A 17,582-nucleotide genomic window follows, 5' to 3' on the forward strand; every position below is an offset into this window, starting at 1 on the left:
ACCCAGCCCGCTTCCCCTTCACGCTCTCAACCTGAAAGAGCCATCTCGTGACCTCTCAGCTCGCGGCGACCCCGCGCGTCTCCGAACGCGTCGCCGAACTCCATGCCCGCATGACCCTCGAGGAGAAGCTGGCGCAGCTCGTCGGCTTCTGGATCGACCACGGCGGCGAGGTCGTCGCGCCGATGGCGAACGAGATGTCCAGCGGCGCGCCGGCCAAGCTCGCCGAGGTCACCCAGGACGGCATCGGCCACTTCACGCGTGTCTACGGCACTCGACCGGTCGAACCGGCCGAGCGGGCCGCCTGGCTCTGGGAGGAACAGCGCAGGCTGGTCCGCGAGACCCGGCTCGGCATCCCGGCTCTGGTGCACGAGGAGTGCCTCACCGGCCTGGCCGCATGGAAGGCGGCGACGTTCCCGACGCCGCTGGCGTGGGGAGCCTCGTTCGACCCGGAGCTGGTCGCCGAGATGGCGGCTCTGATCGGAGCCGACATGCGTGCCCTCGGCATCCACCAGGGCCTGGCCCCGGTGCTCGACGTCATCCGGGACCCCCGCTGGGGCCGCACCGAGGAGGCGATCAGCGAGGACCCGTACGTCGTGGGCACCATCGCCACCGCCTACGTCAAGGGCCTGCAGTCGGCGGGCGTGCACGCGACGCTCAAGCACTTCGTCGGCTACTCCGGCTCGCGCGCCGGTCGCAACCACGCCCCGGTCTCGGCCGGCCCGCGCGAGATGAACGATGTCTTCCTGCCACCGTTCGAGATGGCGGTGCTGGACGGCGGCGTGCGCTCGGTGATGGCCGCCTACAACGACGTCGACGGCGTGCCACTGCACGCCTCCCACGAGTACCTCACCGAACTGCTGCGTGAGCGCTGGGGCTTCGACGGCGTGGTCGTTGCCGACTACTTCGGGGTGGCGTTCCTGGCGGTCATGCACCAGGTCGCCGAGGATCGCGGCCGGGCGGCAGCGCTCGCGCTCGAGGCGGGTGTGGACGTGGAGCTGCCGACCGGTGACGCCTACCTCGCGCCACTGGCCGAGCTCGTCCGGACCGGAGAGGTGGATCGGGAGCTGGTGGATCGCGCCGTGCTCCGCGTGCTGCGGCAGAAGGAGCAGCTCGGCCTGCTCGACGACGACTTCTCCGGCGATCCGCCCGCCGCGATCGACATCGACAGCCCCGCGCACCGTGACGTCGCCCGCCGGCTCGCGGAGGAGTCGCTGGTGCTGCTCAGCAACGACGGCACCCTGCCGCTGGCCGCCGCGACGCGGACCGGCACCATCGCGGTGATCGGCCCCAACGCCGACCGCTCGGCGGCGATGATGGGCTGCTACTCCTTCGTCAACCACGTGCTGGCGCACCACCCCGACGTGCCGGCCGGGATCGCCGTCCCCGGCGTGCTCGAGGCGCTGCGCGCCGAGCTCCCCGACGCCACCGTCGGGGTCGTGGCCGGCTGCGATGTCGAGGGTCTCGACCGGTCCGGCATCCCCGCCGCCGTCGAGAGCGCACGGTCCGCGGACGTGGCGGTCGTCGTCGTCGGCGACCAGGCCGGCCTCTTCGGCCGCGGCACCGTCGGTGAGGGCAACGACACCGACACCCTGGACCTGCCGGGCGTGCAGCGCGACCTCGTCGAGGCGGTCGTCGCCACCGGTACGCCGGTCGTGCTGCTGGTCATCAGCGGCCGCCCGTACGCCATCGGCTGGGCGCTGGACGGGCCGCAGGCTCCTGCCGCCGTACTGCAGGCATTCTTCCCCGGCGAGGAGGGTGGCCATGCGATCGCCCGCGTCCTCTCCGGTACGGCGAGCCCTTCGGGCCGGCTGCCCGTCAGCCTCCCGCGTTCGGCCGGTGCCCAGCCGTACTCCTACCTGCGTCCCGTGCTCGGCGGCCCCTCCGAGGTGACCAGCGCGGACCCGACGCCGGCCCGCCCGTTCGGCTTCGGGTTGACCTACACGAGCTTCCTGGCCAGTGCGCTGACCGCCGAGGCGACGGTGCCGACCGACGGCGAGATCGCGGTGCAGGTGACTGTCACCAACACCGGTGAGCGTGCAGGCACCGACGTGGTGCAGCTCTACGGCCGCGACCTGATCGCCTCGGTCGCCCGTCCGGTCGCCCAGCTGCTTGCCTACCACCGGATCACGCTGGAGCCCGGCGAGTCGAGGCGGGTGAGCTTCCGCGTGCCGACCACACGACTTGCCTTCACCGACCGATCGCTGCGCCGGATCGTCGAGCCCGGTGAGATCGAGCTGTGGGTGGCCGAGGACGCCGGTGCCAAGAGCGATGCTGTGGTCGCCGAGGGGATCGCCTCCACGGCCGTCACCGACGGTGCCGCGGCGGCGGGACAGCACGTGGAGCGGGTCCGGCTGCGTCTGACCGGCGACGTACACCTCGTCGGGACGCAGGACGCGCGGATCGCCGTCGCGACCAGCGCGGCCGTCGCCGACGACGCTGTCAGGGGCGGCGCCGACGGCGCCGCTGCAGGCGCAGTCAACGGCGCTACCGCGGGGGAGGTCACACCGGAGGTGCTCGGCTCGATCCCGAGTTCCTCGGGTCGTTGACTCGCGTGAAAGACTCTGCCGCATGGCGATGACGGGACAGGTGAAGGCCGAGCTCTCGAGCACCCAGATCACGAAGACCTGCTGTCGCAAGGCTGAGGTAGCGACCACCCTTCGCTTCGCCGGTGGCCTGCACATCGTGAACAGCAAGATCGTGGTCGAGGCGGAGCTCGACACGGGGGCCGCCGCGCGCCGGTTGCGCAAGGACATCGCCGAGGTCTACGGGCACCATGCCGAGGTCGCGATCGTGCAGGGCAACGGCATCCGCAAGGGATCGCGCTACATCGTCCGGGTGGTCAAGGACGGCGAGGCGCTGGCGCGTCAGACCGGCCTGCTCGACCAGCGGGGTCGACCGGTGCGCGGCCTGCCGCCGGCGGTCGTGTCCGGTGCGGCCTGCGACGCGGTTGCCGCCTGGCGGGGCGCGTTCCTGGCCCACGGGTCGCTGACCGAGCCGGGCCGCTCCAGCTCGCTGGAGGTGACCTGCCCCGGTGCCGAGGCCGCACTGGCGCTGGTCGGCGTCGCGCGCCGGCTCGGGATCCAGGCCAAGGCACGCGAGGTCCGCGGCGTCGACCGGGTCGTGATCCGCGACGGTGACGCGATCGGCCAGCTGCTCACGCGGTTGGGCGCGCACGAGTCGCTGATGGCGTGGGAGGAGCGACGGATGCGCCGCGAGGTCCGAGCCACCGCCAACCGCCTGGCCAACTTCGACGATGCGAACCTGCGTCGCTCGGCGCGGGCAGCGGTCGCCGCCGGCGCCCGGGTGGACCGGGCGATGGAGATCCTCGGCGACGAGGTGCCCGACCACCTCAAGCTGGCCGGTGAGCTCCGCCTCGAGCACAAGCAGGCGTCGCTCGAGGAGCTGGGCCAGCTGCACGTACCGCCGCTGACCAAGGACGCCATCGCGGGTCGGATCCGTCGGCTGTTGGCGATGGCGGACAAGCGCGCCGAGGAGCTCGGCGTACCGGACACGGAGGCGTCGCTGACGCCGGACATGCTCGTCGAGGACTGAGCGGCGGGCTGCAGCCGTCGCCACACCCCGAACACAGATCGCCCGGCCGCGCACTGCGCGGCCGGGCGATCGTGTGCTCGGAGGCTACTTCCGCCGTGGGGGAGTGCTCACCACGACCGGCGCGTTCTGCGCGGCGGAGGGGATCGCCGGGTAGAGGCCGCCGTGGGCGCCACGGACGTAGGTGACGTAGGTCTGTGCCGATGCCGGGATCTGGATGCCGGTGGTCCTGCCCCGTGAGAGGAACATCGTGGTGAAGCCCGCGGCGTGGGCGTGCTTGAGCACCTTGAGGGCGTACTTCTGTCCGCCGGAGAGGTTGGAGAGCACCTTGATCTCGACGCGGCTGTGCCATGCGGAGCCGTAGTACTGCTTGGCGAGAGCGGCGAGGTTGGCGAACGCCGCGTCCAGCGTCGCGGCCTTGGTGAACGGACGGACGTCCTTGACCTCCCACTCGACCGAGAGGCCGTACTGGGCGTTCTGCCGCAGCGTGGCAGCGGCGTCCCGGAGCCCGGGGCGGTGCTGGATCGCGGACCAGGTCTTTGTCTCGAAGCGGCCCTTCTTCAGCCACTTGGGGTTGAACGGAGAGCCGTGCGCATTCACCCACACCAGCTCGGTGGCCTGTGAGATGCGGGCGGCGCCGGCGAGCTTCTGGTTGCGGGACTGGAAGACGAGCTGGCCGTCCTGGTCGATCCAGGTGTAGCCCTTGGCATGCGCAGCGCGGGTGCCGCGCGCCGCGTCGGCGTACACGCCGCCGGCCTTCTTGATCCGCTTGTCGTTGTGGTAGAACGCCCGGCCAGGAGCGGCGTAGGACACGGTGCCGACGATGACCTCGTAGGTCGGCTCCTTGCTGCCGCGGCTGTCGCTGACGTTGAGGTCGGCGTAGACCTGGTAGGAACCGGTCGCGTAGCCGGTGGGAGCGATCGGTCCGGTGCCCGCACCGGGACCGGTGAAGGTGAGCGTTCCGAGCGCGTTGGTCACGCCGAGCTGGTCGACGCGACCGGTGGTGCCGGCCGCCTGGCCGACGATGCGCAGCGGGGCGCCGACGACGGGAAGTCCGTACTGGTCGGTGACGGTCGCCGTGATGGTCACGTTGGCGGTGCCGGGGATGGCGGTGCGCACGGCCCGGATGTTCGTCACGACCTGCTGGTAGAGCGCCGCGTCGATCGTGGTCGACGAGGTCCCGTCACTGACCCGGATCGTCGCGGTGGGATCCGCGAGGCCGTTGTACGCCGTCAGGTCCACGGGCTCGGCGAAGCTTCCCACGGCTCCGACGGGGAAGACCCCGGCCGGAGTCGCGAGGGTGAGCGGGGCGACGATGGTCGTCGACGGCGTGCTGCCGGGCCGCGTCGTCGGCACCGCTGAAGCCGTCGGTGATGTGCTCGGGGTGGGCGTCGGGGTTGGCGTGGTGGTGCTGCTGTTCGCGTCGACAGCCGTGGGCTCGGTGGTGCCCGTGGTCGTGCCGAGGACGCCGGCGAAGGAGTGCCCGTCCTTGCGCTGGTAGAAGCCGAGCGGGTCACCGCTGCGTGCGGGACGGGTGAACGTGAAGCGACTCGCGGTGGTCAGAGTGATGCTGCCGTCGCCAGCACCCGAGTCACTGCCGTGCCGCGCGATCGCGGGGATCCCGGCCAGCAGGATCGCTGCGGCGGCAACGCCGACTATCCGTCGAGCGGGCTTGTTCCGTTGTCCGGTCGTGCGCACCGTCGTTCCTCCACCATCGTGACGCGTGTTGCGCGTGTTGCGCGTGTGAAAGAAGACAGTAGGCCAGTGCACGGCGTTTCGCCCAGTGTTCGGCCGAAAAACGTGCTAGGAGCGCTCGGCTGCTCAGGCGAGGGTGGAGCGGAGCCAGGCGACCTGGCGGGCGGTGTGGAACGCGCCGCCGCCCTCGTGATCGTTGAACTCGTAGACCTCGATCTCCTTCGGCCCCGCATACGCGTGGTAGGCCGTGAAGACGGTCGACGGCAGGCAGATGCTGTCCATCATGGCCACCGAGAACAGCGCTGGCGCGCTCGCCCGGCGCCCGAGCAGGGCTGCGTCGAAGTGGGCCAGCGTCGCGAACGCCTGCTCCGTGCGATCCCGGTGCGCGCCGAGGTAGCGGGCGACCTCGGCGTACGGATCGCCGAAGGTCAGGTCCACGGCTCGCCGAAAGTGCGCGAGGAACGGTACGTCGGGCATCGCCGCGGCGACGTTCGTCGACAGCGAGGCGACAGCGGTCGCGATGCCGCCGCCCTGGCTGTGCCCGGTGACGACCACTCGGGCGGTGTCCACCTCGGGATGCGCGCGCAGCACCTCGACGGCGCGGACGGCGTCGACGAAGACGCGCCGATAGAAGTGGTCCTCCGGACGCTCGAGGCCGCGGGTGAGGAATCCGCCCTGGGCAGGCCCGCTGGCACCCGGATCAGGGGTGTCGCCGGTGGTCCAGCCGCTGCCCTGGCCGCGGGTGTCCATCACCAGGTGGGCGAAGCCCGCCTGTGCCCAGAACGTGTGCTCGTGGGCCAGGCCGCGTCCTCCGTTGTAGCCCTGGAACTGCACCACGCCGGCAAGCGGTGAGGCGTCCCGCAGCGCGACGGCGGGCAGGTGCAGCCAGGCCCTGATCGGCGCGCCATCGAATCCTGCGTAGGTCACGTCGAAGGTGAGGACGCTCGGGAGGATCGAGCTCACGGGCTCGATCCGCACATCGAGCGGTACGCCGGCGGCCCCGGCCAGCGTGCGCTGCCAGAAGGAGTCGAGCCCGGGCGGCTCGGGCAGTTCCTCGCGGAACTCCCAGAGCTCGGCGAGCGGCAGGTCGTTGCGCGGCATCAGGCGTCGCCCTGCTCAGCCGTCGCCTGGTCGGTGCCGGCCTCGGTGCCGGAGCTGGGCGCGGAAACCCGCACCGCCGGGGCGGCGGTCGAGGCACGCGCGACCAGCCGGGTGTCGAGCCGGACGTGGACGCCGGAGGGCGGGGGAGTGCCCTCGTTCGCGTTCAGCCGCTCGACCAGCAGCATCGCGGCACGTCGGCCCATCTCGCGGATGGGCTGTTCGATGGTGGTCAGGCCGGGGTCGCTCATCGCGGCGTCGGGGACGTTGTCGAAGCCGATCACGGAGAGGTCGTCCGGCACGTGGAGGCCGAGCTCGTGCGCGACCGCGATGGTGGCCAGTGCGGTGGCGTCGTTGGCGGCGAAGACGGCTGTCGGCCGGGCGTCGGCGGGACGGTCGAGCAGCGCTCGCGCAGCCGCCGCCGCGACCTCGGGGTCGTAGCCGCCGGCCACGAACTCGACGGCGTCGCAGGCGGTCTGGGCGTCGCTCAAGGCGGCCCGGAAACCCTCCTCGCGAAGCTGGGCCGAGACCAGGTCGGCGCGGCCGGTGACCATCGCTATCCGGCGGTGGCCCAGCGCGAGGAGATGCTGACCGGCGAGATAGCCGCCGCGGGCGTTGTCAGCGTCCACGGTGGGGATGTCCGAGCGGCCGGCGTGGGGGTCGACCGCGACGATCGGCACGCTGGCCACGATGTCGGTCACCGTCGGGGTCACCAGCACGGCGCCGTCGATCAGGGTTCCGCTGAGCCGGTTGAGGTGACGCCGCTCCCACCCGATGTGCTCACCGACCCGGGCGGCTGCGGCGTAGGCGACCAGCTCGTACTCGGTGCCGCGGAGCACGTCGGCCACGCCCTTGAGCACCTCGGCGCTGTAGGGCTCGAGGTCGGCGACCAGGACGCCGATGACGTTGGTGCGCTGATTGCGCAGGCTGCGGGCCACCAGGCTGGACTCGTACCCGAGGTCTGCGATCACGGCGCGAACCCGTGCGGCGGTGGCCTCGGAGACGCCGTAGCGATCGTTGAGCACCTTGGAGACGGTGGCGACCGAGACGCCCGCGGCCCGGGCGACCTCGCGGATCGTTACTCGGGGCGGAACCATGGGCTTGACCCTACTGAGCGAAAACGTTATCGACAACGATTCCACGCGGCACGCCGCGGCGTACTTGCGGGTAGGGATGCGCCACGGGGGCACAGTCGAGCGTCGAGCGCCTTGACCGCGCGTCCAGCCATTGGAACGTGCCATTGGGCACCCGCCGCAGGACCCGGGCAGACTCGGTAGGGTCGACTGTGGGTCACCGAAGGCCCGATCGAACCGAGGGTCACTGAAGGCCCCCGAAACAGGAGAGAACCATGACCGTTCGTGTAGGTATCAACGGGTTCGGCCGCATCGGCCGCAACTTCTTCCGCGCCGTGCGCGCCTCCGGTCTCGACATCGAGATCGTCGGCGTCAACGACCTGTCCGACAACGCCGTCCTGGCCCACCTGCTGAAGTACGACACGATCCTCGGCGTCCTGGACGCCGACGTGACCGCTGCCGACGGCGAGATCAAGGTCGGCGACCAGGTCATCAAGGCCTTCGCCGAGCGGGACCCCGCCAACCTGAAGTGGGCGGACCTCGGGGTGGACGTCGTGGTCGAGTCCACGGGCTTCTTCACCGACGCCACCAAGGCGCGCGCGCACGTCGACAACGGCGGCGCCAAGAAGGTCATCATCTCGGCCCCGGCCTCGAACGAGGACGCCACCATCGTGATGGGCGTGAACGAGGGCATCTACGACGCCGCGAAGCACACCGTCGTCTCCAACGCGTCCTGCACCACCAACTGCCTGGCCCCGCTGGCCAAGGCGCTGCACGAGGGCATCGGCATCAACAAGGGCCTGATGACGACGGTGCACGCCTACACCGCGGACCAGAACCTGCAGGACAACATCCACAAGGACCTGCGTCGTGCCCGCGCCGCGGCCCTCAACATCGTGCCGACCTCGACCGGCGCCGCCAAGGCGATCGGTCTGGTGCTGCCCGAGCTGAAGGGCAAGCTCGACGGCTACGCCCTGCGCGTCCCGGTCCCGACCGGCTCGCTGACCGACCTGTCGTTCGAGGCATCTCGCGAGACCTCGGTCGAGGAGATCAACGAGATCGTGCGCAAGGCCGCCGACGGTCGTTACCTGGTCTACTCGACCGACCCGATCGTCTCCTCGGACATCGTGACGAACCCGGCCTCCTCGATCTTCGACGCGCCGCTGACCAAGGTCATCGGCAACCAGGTCAAGGTCGCCTCCTGGTACGACAACGAGTGGGGCTACTCCAACCGCCTCGCCGACCTGATCGACTACATGGGCAAGAGCCTCTGATCCATGGGCTCCTACACCGGTCTCGGCGAGATCGCCGGGAAGCGTGTCCTCGTCCGCTCCGACCTCAACGTCCCGCTCAAGGATGGTGCGGCCGGCGTTCGGGAGATCGGCGACGACGGCCGTATCCGTGCCTCCGTGCCGACGATCCGGGCGCTCGCCGAGGCCGGTGCCCGCGTCGTCGTGACGGCACACCTGGGCCGCCCCGACGGCGCTCCGGACGCGAAGTACAGCCTCGCTCCGGTCGCCCAGCGGCTCGGTGAGCTGCTGGGCCAGCCGGTGGCGTTCGCCACCGACACCGTCGGCCCCTCCGCGCAGGAGACGGTCGCCGGCCTGGCCGACGGTCAGATCGCGCTGCTGGAGAATGTCCGCTTCAACCCGGGCGAGACCGCGAAGGACGACGCCGTGCGCGCCGCCTTCGCGGCCGAGCTGGCGGCGCTTGCGGATGCCTTCGTGTCCGACGGCTTCGGCGTGGTGCATCGCAAGCAGGCCAGCGTCTACGACGTTGCCCAGCTCCTGCCCCACGCCATGGGTGGCCTCGTGCGGGCTGAGATCGACGTACTGCGTCGTCTGACCGACACCCCCGAGCGGCCGTACGCCGTGGTCCTCGGCGGTTCCAAGGTCTCCGACAAGCTCGGCGTCATCGACAACCTGCTCGGCAAGGCTGACACGCTGCTGATCGGCGGCGGCATGGTCTTCACGTTCCTCAAGGCCCAGGGCCACGAGGTCGGGAAGAGCCTGCTGGAGGAGGACCAGATCCCGACCGTGCTGGAATACCTGGCCCGGGCCAAGGCCAACGGGGTCGAGATCGTCCTGCCGACCGACATCGTGGTCGCCGACTCCTTCGGTGACGAGGCGTCGGCACGCGTGGTTGCCGCCACCGAGATCCCGGCGGACTCCGTGGGCCTGGACATCGGCCCCGAGTCGGGCGCGGCGTTCGGCAAGGTGGTCGAGGCGTCCCGGACCGTCTTCTGGAACGGTCCGATGGGAGTCTTCGAGCAGCCGGCCTTCGCCGAGGGCACGCGCGCCGTTGCGGCCGCGCTGACCAAGGTCGAGGGCCTCTCGGTCGTGGGCGGAGGCGACTCCGCCGCGGCTGTCCGCGCGCTCGGCTTCGCCGATGACCAGTTCGGGCACATCTCCACCGGTGGCGGTGCATCACTGGAATACCTGGAGGGCAAAGAGCTCCCCGGTATCACCGTGCTGGAGAGCTGAGCATGTCGACGAGGCGCACCCCGCTGATGGCGGGGAACTGGAAGATGAACCTCAACCACCAAGAAGCGGTGGTGCTGGTGCAGAAGCTGGCGTGGACGCTCGCCGACAAGCGACACGACTACGGCAAGGCCGAGGTCATCGTGCTGCCGCCGTTCACCGACATCCGGTCGGTGCAGACCCTGGTCGACGGCGACAAGCTCTCGATCGGGTACGGCGCCCAGGACGTCTCGGTGCATCAGAGCGGCGCCTACACCGGCGAGATCTCGGCCGCGATGCTGGCCAAGCTCGGCTGCGGCTACGTCGTCGTCGGCCACTCCGAGCGCCGCCAGTACCACGCCGAGACCGACGCGGTGGTGGCGCAGAAGGCCGCGGCTGCGCTGACGGCCGGCATCACGCCCATCGTCTGCGTCGGAGAGGGCCTCGAGGTGCGTCAGGACGGCGCGCACGTCCCGTTCTGTGCCGCGCAGGTGGTCGGCTCGCTCAACGGCCTCTCCGCCGAGCAGGTGGCCGGCCTCGTCATCGCCTACGAGCCCGTCTGGGCGATCGGCACCGGCGAGGTCGCGACCCCCGAGGACGCGCAGGAGGTCTGCTCCGCGATCAGGGCTCAGGTGAAGGAGACCTACGGCGCGGCGGCGGCCGACGGCGTACGCATCCTCTACGGCGGTTCGGTGAAGGCCAACAACATCGTGGGCATCATGGCGAAGCCGGATGTCGACGGTGCGTTGGTCGGTGGCGCGAGCCTGGTGGCGGAGGAGTTTGCCGCGATCTGTCGTTTCTATGACCTGCCTGCGTTGTGACGCGGCGGGTGTGACGTAGGATTCCCGATCGTGCTGGAACTTCTCTTCACCATCGTGCTGATGATCGCGAGCGCCCTGATGATTCTGCTGGTGCTTCTGCACAAGGGTCGAGGCGGTGGCCTGTCCGACATGTTCGGCGGCGGCGTCTCGAGTTCGCTCGGCGGATCGTCCGTCGCGGAGCGCAATCTCGACCGGCTGACCATCGGCATCGGCGTGATCTGGTTCGCGTGCGTGATCGCACTCGGCCTGATCCTCGCCTACTGACTTAAGAGAAGGACGACAACATGGCTGGTGGAGCGAACGCCATCCGGGGTAGCCGGGTAGGCGCTGGACCGATGGGCGAGGCGGAGCGCGGTGATGCCGCTCCTCGCAAGGCTGTCACCTACTTCTGTGCCAACGAGCACCGGTCGGTGATCACCTTCGCCGTGGAGGCCACGCCGCCGGACGCCTGGGACTGCCCCAAGTGCGGACTGCCGGGCGGCCTCGACGCCGAGAACGCCCCTGCGGCGCCGAAGATCGAGCCGTACAAGACGCATCTCGCCTACGTGAAGGAGCGCCGCTCCGACAAGGAGGCCGAGGACATCCTCGAGGAGGCCATCAGCCTCCTGCGGTCGCGTAGGAAGTCCGGCGAGATCATCTTCTGATGTTGATTCCGGGATTCTGTAGGTCCGAATCCGGAATGTGAAACGCAGCGGGCTCCACACCCATGGGTGTGGGGCCCGCTGCGTTTCTGCAGAACTACTGACGGGGCCTGCGAGATCCCGGAATCGACGGTTAGAGCTGCGAGGCTGCGGCGCGGTCCAGGAACCAGATGGTCTCGTCCTTGCCGTGTACGCCGGCCGCAGGCGTCTGGTGCACATCGGCGCCGCTGAGCGCGCTGGCCACGGCGCTGGCCTTGGCCTCTCCGCTGACCAGGAACCAGACCGCTCCGGCGCTGCGCAGCGCCCGGAAGGTCAGGCTGATCCGCAACGGCGGCGGCTTGGGGGAGCCGGTGACGCCGACCGCCAGGACATCGAAGGCGTCCAGCTGTGGGAAGCCGGGGAAGAGCGAGGCGATGTGGCCGTCGGGGCCGACGCCCAGCATCATCACGTCGAAATGACCGCTGCTCGCGAGCAGCTCCTGGGCGTAGGCCGCCGCGCCGGTCTCGACGTCGGGCACCTCGGCGGGGGAGGGCATGTGGTGGATGCGGTGGGCGGGCACACCGACCTCGTCGAGGAACGCGGCCTTCGCCTGCCTCACGTTGCGGTCCGGCGAGTCAGGGTCGACGAAGCGCTCGTCGCCGAACCAAAACTCGACGGCGCCCCAGTCGACGCCGGACTCCGGTGCGAGCCGGGCGACCTCGCGGTGGATCGACTCGGCGATCGTGCCGCCGGTCAGACAGATGTTCGGTACGCCGCCGGCGGCCTGAGCATCGGCGATCCGGTTCAGCAGCTCGCCCGCGACAGCGGTGGAGAGCTCCGCCGCGTCCTCGTGGACCTCGACGCGAGGCTGCGTGGGCGGCTCGGGTGTAGTGGTCACTTCTTGGATCCCTTTCTGATGGGACTGCGTCTGCTGCCGGGCCGGCTGGCGAGGCTGCGCGTGAGGTAGCGGGCGGTGGCGGCGTAGACGTTGTCCTCGTCGAGCCGGCGCAGCTCCTCGGCCAGCAGCTCGGGCACGTCACGGCGCTTGAGCGCTACCGGCCGGTCCGGGTTGCCCGGCGAGCTGAAGATCGCGTGCCGCCCGTCGTCGCGCTGGATCCGGATCGGCCCTTCGGCGGTCTCCAGCACCACCTCGGTCACGCCGGGGCCATCGGAGACCGACCGCACGATGTCGACCCGGAGTCTGCTCGCGAGCCAGGCGACCAGGAGGTCGGCACTGGGGTTGACGCGCTCGGCACTGACCGAGCCCGCACTCACCTTCAGGGGATGCTGGTCCAGGGAGACCGCCAGCAGAGCGCGCCACGGCGTCAGCCGGGTCCAGGCCAGGTCGGTATTTCCCGCCGAGTAGGCGGCGCACTGGACGTGCAGCGCACGGGTGCTGGGATTCGTCGACGTCTGGGTGTCGGTGATCCGGCGCTGGGCCAGTTGGCCGAGTGGGTCGCTCGCCGGGTCCACCGGTGCCGCACCCGGCCACCAGGCGACGACGGGGGAGTCCGGCAGGAGCAGGGGCAGCACCACCGACTCGGGGTGCCTGACGACCTCACCGGAGAGGCGGATCAGGGCCATCTCGCCACCCCAGCCCGCTCCTACCGTCACCTCGGCGTCGACGTCCGCAGAGCCCCGGGAAGAGCCGAGGACGACCGCCAGGACCCGCGCGGGATGCTCGTGCGAGGCGAGCCGAGCGGCCTCCAGGGCGGAGTCGACGGCATCCTCGTCGATGACCACGATGAGCGTCATCACCATCCCCATCGCGGGGCTGCCCGCATGGGTCCGGGCACGGACGAACTCGGCCGCGATCGCGGCACTGTTGGTGCCGGTGAGCCTGCGGGTCATGGCCGCCTCCAGACCCGGCCGTCGCGGGCCAGCATCGCGTCAGCGGAAGCAGGCCCCCACGTACCGGAGTCGTAAGCCTCGGGCCGCTTGCCCTTCTTGTCCTGCGCCACCCAGAAGTCGAGGATCGGATCGAGGATCTGCCAGGACAACTCGACCTCCTCGTGGCGGGGGAACAGCGGCGGGTCGCCCAGGAGCACGTCGAGGATCAATCGTTCGTAAGCCTCCGGCGACGCCTCGGTGAAGGTGCTGCCGTAGGCGAAGTCCATGGTGACGTCGCGGATCTCCATCGTCGTCCCCGGGACCTTGGAACCGAACCGCACGGTCATGCCCTCATCGGGCTGGATCCGGATGACCAACGCGTTCTGGGTCAGCTCCTCGGTCGCGGCCGGGTTGAAGAGCTGGTGCGGCGCTCGCTTGAAGGCGATCGCGACCTCGGTCACCCGGCGGCCGAGCCGTTTGCCGGTGCGCAGGTAGAACGGCACCCCGGCCCACCGGCGGTTGTCCACGTGCAGGGTCACCGCAGCGAACGTCTCGGTGCTGGACTTGGGCGAGATGCCCTGCTCCTGCAAGAACCCGGGGACCTTCTCCCCACCCGCCCAGCCGGCGGCGTACTGGCCTCGGGAGGTGGTCGCCGCCAGGTCATCGGGGAGACGGACCGAGGAGAGCACCTTCTGCTTCTCGATGCGCAGCGCGAGCGCGTCGAAGCCGGCCGGCTCCTCCATCGCCACCAGCGACATCAGTTGGAGCAGATGGTTCTGGATGACGTCGCGCGCCGCTCCGATGCCGTCGTAGTAGCCGGCACGGCCGCCGATGCCGACATCCTCGGCCATGGTGATCTGGACGTGGTCGACGTAGTTGGCGTTCCAGATCGGCTCGAACATCGTGTTGGCGAAGCGCAGCGCCAAGATGTTCTGCACGGTCTCCTTGCCGAGGTAGTGATCGATCCGGAAGATCGAGCCTTCGGGGAAGACCTCGTCGAGAACGCCGTTGAGCTTACGAGCGGACTGCAGGTCGTGCCCGAACGGCTTCTCCACCACCACCCGGCGCCATGCGTCATCGGCCTCGGTGAGGCCGTGCTTGCGCAGCTGGCCGACGACGTTGCCGAAGAAGGCGGGCGGGATGGCGAGGTAGAAGGCGTGGTTGCCGCCGGTGCCGCGGACCTGGTCGAGCTCCTGGATGGTGGTACGCAGCTTCTCGAAGGCGACGTCGTCGTCGAAGTCGCCCGGCACGAAGCGGAAGCCCTCTGCGAGCTGGTCCCAGACCTCCTCGCGGAACGGCGTACGGGCGTGTTCCTTGACCGAGTCGTGCACGACCTGGGCGAAGTCCTCGTCGGCCCAGTCGCGACGCGCGAACCCGGTCAGTGAGAAGCCCGGCGGCAGCAGTCCCCGGTTGGCGAGGTCGTAGATCGCGGGCATGACCTTCTTGCGTGACAGGTCCCCGGTGACACCGAAGAGCACCAGCCCGCACGGGCCGGCGATCCGCGGCAGCCGTCGGTCCTGCGGATCGCGCAGCGGGTTGCGCGGCGTGGTCGACCGCGCGGAGCGCGGGCTCACTTCCGGTTGCTTCGGTAGTAGTCGATCAGCGCCCTGGTCGAGGGGTCCTGAGCGGCAGCCGCCTGCTCGTCTCCCGAGACCGCCGGACTGATCTGGAGCGCGAGCTGCTTGCCCAGCTCGACGCCCCACTGGTCGAAGCTGTCGATGCCCCACACCACACCCTGGGTGAAGGTGATGTGCTCGTAGAGTGCGATCAGCTGGCCGAGCACGGCCGGGGTGAGGTCGGGCGCCATGATCGAGGTCGTCGGCCGGTTGCCCGGGAAGACGCGCGCCGCGACGATGTCCTCGCGCGCAGCGTTGGACCCCCCTTCTGCGCGCACCTCGTCCGCTGTCTTGCCGAAGGCGAGCGCGCGGGTCTGGGCGAAGAAGTTCGACAGGAACAGCTCGTGCACGTCGACACTGCGCCCGTCGTCGGTGGTGTCCTTGAGCGGGTAGGCCGGGTTGGCGAACGCGATGAAGTCCGCCGGTACGAGGTGGGTGCCCTGGTGGATGAGCTGGTAGAAGGCGTGCTGCCCGTTGGTGCCGGGCTCGCCCCAGAACACCTCGCCGGTGTGCGTGGTGACAGGGCTGCCGTCCCAGCGGACCGACTTGCCGTTCGATTCCATCGTCAGCTGCTGCAGGTAGGCCGGGAAGCGGTGAAGCAGCTGCGAGTAGGGGAGCACGGCATGGGTGCCGGCATCGAGGAAGTTGCCGTACCAGATGTTCAGCAGCCCCATCAGGGCCGGCACGTTGTGGGTGAGCTCGGTGTTGCGGAAGTGCTCGTCCATGGCGTGCATGCCGCCGAGGAACTCGGTGAACCGCTCCGGCCCGATCGCGATCGCGAGGGAGGTGCCGATGGTGGAGTCGACGGAGTAGCGACCGCCCACCCAGTCCCAGAAGCCGAATGCGTTGGCCGGGTCGATGCCGAACGCCGCCACCTTGTCGAGGGCGGTGGAGACAGCGACGAAGTGCTTGGCGACGGCCTCCTCGTCCTTGCCGTCGAAGACCCGCTGAGCGCGCAGGTTGTCCAGCAGCCAGGAGCGACACAGCCGCGCGTTGGTGAGCGTCTCGAGGGTGGAGAACGTCTTGCTCGAGACGATGAACAGCGTCGTCGTCGGGTCGAGGTCGGCCAGCTTGCGGGCCGCGTCGGTGGGATCGATGTTGCTGATGAAGCGGCACTCGATCTCGGGCGTGCGGTAGGCGGCGAGTGCCTCGTAGGCCATCACCGGACCGAGGTCGGAGCCGCCGATGCCGATGTTGACCACCGTCTTGATCCGACGGCCGGTCACACCCGTCCACGCACCCGAGCGGACCCGCTCGGCGAACGCGAACATGTGGCGCAGCGCCTCGTGCACCTCGGTGACGACGTTGACCCCGTCCACCATGAGGGTCGCATCCTCGGGCAGGCGCAGTGCGGTGTGCAGAACAGCGCGGTTCTCGGTGACGTTGATCCGTTCGCCACGGAACATGGCTTCCCGACGCTCTTCCAGGCCGACCTCGCGGGCCAACTCGATGAGCGCGTCCAGGATCTCCGGCGTGACCAGACCCTTGGACAGGTCGGTGTGCAGGTCTGCGGCGTCGTAGGTGAGCCGCTCGGCCCGCCCCGGATCGGCGGCGAACCAGCCGCGCAGATCCGGGGCGAAGCCGTCGGCGTACTGGGCCAGGCGGCCCCAGGCGGCCGTACCCGTGGGATCGACCGGCTTGGCGTTCACAGGTGCGGCTACCACGTTCAGGCTCCTGCCTTCTCCATCTGGCCCTTGACGGTGTCGAGCAGCTCGGTCCACGAGGCCTTGAACTTGTCCACGCCCTCGGTCTCGAGGGTGAGGAACACGTCGTCGACGTCGATGCCGGCCGCGACCAGCTGGTCGAAGACCTGCTGCGCCTCGGCGCCCTTGCCGGAGACCTGGTCGCCGTGGACCTCACCGTGGTCGGCGAAGGCCTGCAGCGTCTTCTCCGGCATGGTGTTGACGGTGTCGGCGACCACCAGGTCGGTGACGTAGAGCGTGTCCGAGTACGCCGGGTTCTTGACCCCGGTCGAGGCCCAGAGCGGACGTTGCGCGTTCGCCCCGGCTGCGGCCAGCGGCTGCCAACGCTCACTGGCGATGACCTCCTCGAAGGCGGCGTAGGCCAGACGGGCGTTGGCCACAGCGGCCTTGCCGCGCAGTGCGAGCGCCTCGTCGGAGCCGATCTTCTCCAGGCGCGCGTCGATCTCGGTGTCGACACGGCTGACGAAGAAGCTGGCCACCGACCGGATGGTGGACAGGTCGATACCTGCCTCCTTGGCCTGCTCGAGGCCGGTGAGGTAGGCGTCCATGACCGCGCGGTAACGCTCGACGGAGAAGATCAGCGTGACGTTGACACTGATGCCAGTCGCGATCGCCGCCGTGATCGCCGGCAGACCCTCAAGGGTCGCCGGGATCTTGATCAGGGCGTTCGGTCGGTCGACCGCGGCCCACAGCGCCTTGGCACTGGCGATGGTCGCGTCGGTGTCGTTGGCGAGGGTCGGCTCGACCTCGATCGAGACCCTGCCGTCGTCCTTGGTCGCCTCGGCGACCGGGGCGAGGATGTCGCAGGCGTTGCGAACGTCCTCGGTGGTGAGCTCGAAGATCACCTTGTCGACGTCGGCACCGCCGGCGACGAGCTGGGCGACCTGGTCGTCGTAGCGCTCGCCGTTGGCGATCGCGGCGGCGAAGATGGTCGGGTTCGTGGTCACGCCCACGACCGACGACTCCTTCACGAGATCGGCGAGGTTGCCGGTCTCGATGCGCTCGCGCGACAGGTCGTCGAGCCAGATGGACACGCCGGCGTCGGCCAGCGCCTTGAGACGGTCACTCATGATGGAACTCCCGTTCGTTTTGATCGATCCAATTCGACTCTATCGCGC

At 69.9% G+C, this 17,582-nt stretch carries 15 protein-coding genes; 7 read left to right on the forward strand and 8 right to left on the reverse strand.

Annotated elements, in window-relative coordinates:
• The first annotated feature begins 47 nt into the window (after positions 1–47).
• Both H036_RS0113080 and whiA read left to right on the forward strand, forming a co-directional pair.
• Positions 48–2,546: a glycoside hydrolase family 3 N-terminal domain-containing protein gene (locus H036_RS0113080; RefSeq protein ID WP_017935241.1), complete on the forward strand. Its 2,499-nt coding sequence runs from the start codon at positions 48–50 to the stop codon at positions 2,544–2,546.
• Between the two features lie 22 nt (positions 2,547–2,568).
• Entirely contained in the window at positions 2,569–3,552 is a 984-nt protein-coding gene (gene whiA / locus H036_RS0113085) for a DNA-binding protein WhiA (protein WP_017935242.1), read from the forward strand.
• Between the two features lie 84 nt (positions 3,553–3,636).
• Here whiA and H036_RS22810 read toward each other — a convergent pair whose 3' ends face one another.
• The 3 genes from H036_RS22810 to H036_RS0113100 all read right to left on the reverse strand — a co-directional run bounded on the left by H036_RS22810 (position 3,637) and on the right by H036_RS0113100 (position 7,439).
• Positions 3,637–5,247: a hypothetical protein gene (locus H036_RS22810; protein WP_026146023.1), complete on the reverse strand. Its 1,611-nt coding sequence runs from the start codon at positions 5,245–5,247 to the stop codon at positions 3,637–3,639.
• A gap of 123 nt (positions 5,248–5,370) precedes the next feature.
• On the reverse strand, positions 5,371–6,345 hold the full coding sequence (locus H036_RS0113095) for an acetylxylan esterase (protein ID WP_017935243.1): 975 nt from the start codon (positions 6,343–6,345) through the stop codon (positions 5,371–5,373).
• The gene (locus tag H036_RS0113100; RefSeq protein WP_017935244.1) at positions 6,345–7,439 is read right to left on the reverse strand and encodes a LacI family DNA-binding transcriptional regulator; all 1,095 of its coding nucleotides are present in this window, start codon (positions 7,437–7,439) and stop codon (positions 6,345–6,347) included. The genes H036_RS0113095 and H036_RS0113100 overlap by 1 nt, the downstream gene beginning before the upstream one ends.
• Positions 7,440–7,690: 251 nt before the next feature.
• Here H036_RS0113100 and gap point away from each other — a divergent pair, with 251 nt between their 5' ends.
• The 5 genes from gap to H036_RS0113125 are packed head-to-tail and all read left to right on the forward strand — an operon-like array spanning position 7,691 to position 11,339.
• Positions 7,691–8,689, forward strand: coding sequence for a type I glyceraldehyde-3-phosphate dehydrogenase (gene gap / locus H036_RS0113105; protein ID WP_017935245.1), 999 nt, complete (start codon positions 7,691–7,693; stop codon positions 8,687–8,689).
• A gap of 3 nt (positions 8,690–8,692) precedes the next feature.
• On the forward strand, positions 8,693–9,898 hold the full coding sequence (locus tag H036_RS0113110; protein ID WP_017935246.1) for a phosphoglycerate kinase: 1,206 nt from the start codon (positions 8,693–8,695) through the stop codon (positions 9,896–9,898).
• A gap of 2 nt (positions 9,899–9,900) precedes the next feature.
• Entirely contained in the window at positions 9,901–10,695 is a 795-nt protein-coding gene (tpiA, locus tag H036_RS0113115; RefSeq protein ID WP_026146024.1) for a triose-phosphate isomerase, read from the forward strand.
• A gap of 33 nt (positions 10,696–10,728) precedes the next feature.
• Complete coding sequence (secG, locus tag H036_RS0113120; protein ID WP_026146025.1) at positions 10,729–10,959, forward strand: preprotein translocase subunit SecG; 231 nt, start codon at positions 10,729–10,731, stop codon at positions 10,957–10,959.
• Between the two features lie 20 nt (positions 10,960–10,979).
• Positions 10,980–11,339 carry an RNA polymerase-binding protein RbpA gene (locus H036_RS0113125; RefSeq protein WP_026146026.1) on the forward strand — a complete coding sequence of 120 codons (360 nt, stop codon included), beginning with the start codon at positions 10,980–10,982 and terminating at the stop codon, positions 11,337–11,339.
• 130 nt (positions 11,340–11,469) lie between these two features.
• On the opposite strand, the gene pgl is transcribed toward H036_RS0113125, so the two are convergent.
• Genes pgl through tal form a run of 5 tightly spaced genes read right to left on the reverse strand, consistent with a single transcriptional unit; the run spans position 11,470 to position 17,534 of the window.
• The gene (gene pgl / locus H036_RS0113130) at positions 11,470–12,213 is read right to left on the reverse strand and encodes a 6-phosphogluconolactonase (protein ID WP_017935250.1); all 744 of its coding nucleotides are present in this window, start codon (positions 12,211–12,213) and stop codon (positions 11,470–11,472) included.
• A complete protein-coding gene (locus tag H036_RS0113135; RefSeq protein WP_017935251.1) occupies positions 12,210–13,166 on the reverse strand; it encodes a glucose-6-phosphate dehydrogenase assembly protein OpcA in 957 nt (318 codons plus the stop codon). The genes pgl and H036_RS0113135 overlap by 4 nt, the downstream gene beginning before the upstream one ends.
• The gene (zwf, locus tag H036_RS0113140) at positions 13,163–14,719 is read right to left on the reverse strand and encodes a glucose-6-phosphate dehydrogenase (protein WP_017935252.1); all 1,557 of its coding nucleotides are present in this window, start codon (positions 14,717–14,719) and stop codon (positions 13,163–13,165) included. The genes H036_RS0113135 and zwf overlap by 4 nt, the downstream gene beginning before the upstream one ends.
• Positions 14,716–16,410, reverse strand: a complete 1,695-nt coding sequence (pgi, locus tag H036_RS0113145) for a glucose-6-phosphate isomerase (RefSeq protein ID WP_017935253.1) — start codon at positions 16,408–16,410, stop codon at positions 14,716–14,718. Before pgi ends, zwf begins: the two co-directional genes overlap by 4 nt.
• 17 nt (positions 16,411–16,427) lie before the next feature.
• Positions 16,428–17,534 carry a transaldolase gene (tal, locus tag H036_RS0113150; RefSeq protein WP_017935254.1) on the reverse strand — a complete coding sequence of 369 codons (1,107 nt, stop codon included), beginning with the start codon at positions 17,532–17,534 and terminating at the stop codon, positions 16,428–16,430.
• Positions 17,535–17,582: the final 48 nt, after the last annotated feature.

It is taken from the genome of Nocardioides sp. Iso805N (genome assembly GCF_000364605.1).
Taxonomy (GTDB): domain Bacteria; phylum Actinomycetota; class Actinomycetes; order Propionibacteriales; family Nocardioidaceae; genus Nocardioides.

Bases quoted from the DNA above. Each gene is read 5' to 3' on its own strand.
- whiA (WP_017935242.1), top strand. From the start codon at position 2,569: ATGGCGATGACGGGACAGGTGAAGGCCGAGCTCTCGAGCACCCAGATC.
- H036_RS0113095 (WP_017935243.1), bottom strand. From the start codon at position 6,345: ATGCCGCGCAACGACCTGCCGCTCGCCGAGCTCTGGGAGTTCCGCGAG.
- H036_RS0113100 (WP_017935244.1), bottom strand. From the start codon at position 7,439: ATGGTTCCGCCCCGAGTAACGATCCGCGAGGTCGCCCGGGCCGCGGGC.
- gap (WP_017935245.1), top strand. From the start codon at position 7,691: ATGACCGTTCGTGTAGGTATCAACGGGTTCGGCCGCATCGGCCGCAAC.
- H036_RS0113110 (WP_017935246.1), top strand. From the start codon at position 8,693: ATGGGCTCCTACACCGGTCTCGGCGAGATCGCCGGGAAGCGTGTCCTC.
- tpiA (WP_026146024.1), top strand. From the start codon at position 9,901: ATGTCGACGAGGCGCACCCCGCTGATGGCGGGGAACTGGAAGATGAAC.
- H036_RS0113125 (WP_026146026.1), top strand. From the start codon at position 10,980: ATGGCTGGTGGAGCGAACGCCATCCGGGGTAGCCGGGTAGGCGCTGGA.
- H036_RS0113135 (WP_017935251.1), bottom strand. From the start codon at position 13,166: ATGACCCGCAGGCTCACCGGCACCAACAGTGCCGCGATCGCGGCCGAG.
- tal (WP_017935254.1), bottom strand. From the start codon at position 17,534: ATGAGTGACCGTCTCAAGGCGCTGGCCGACGCCGGCGTGTCCATCTGG.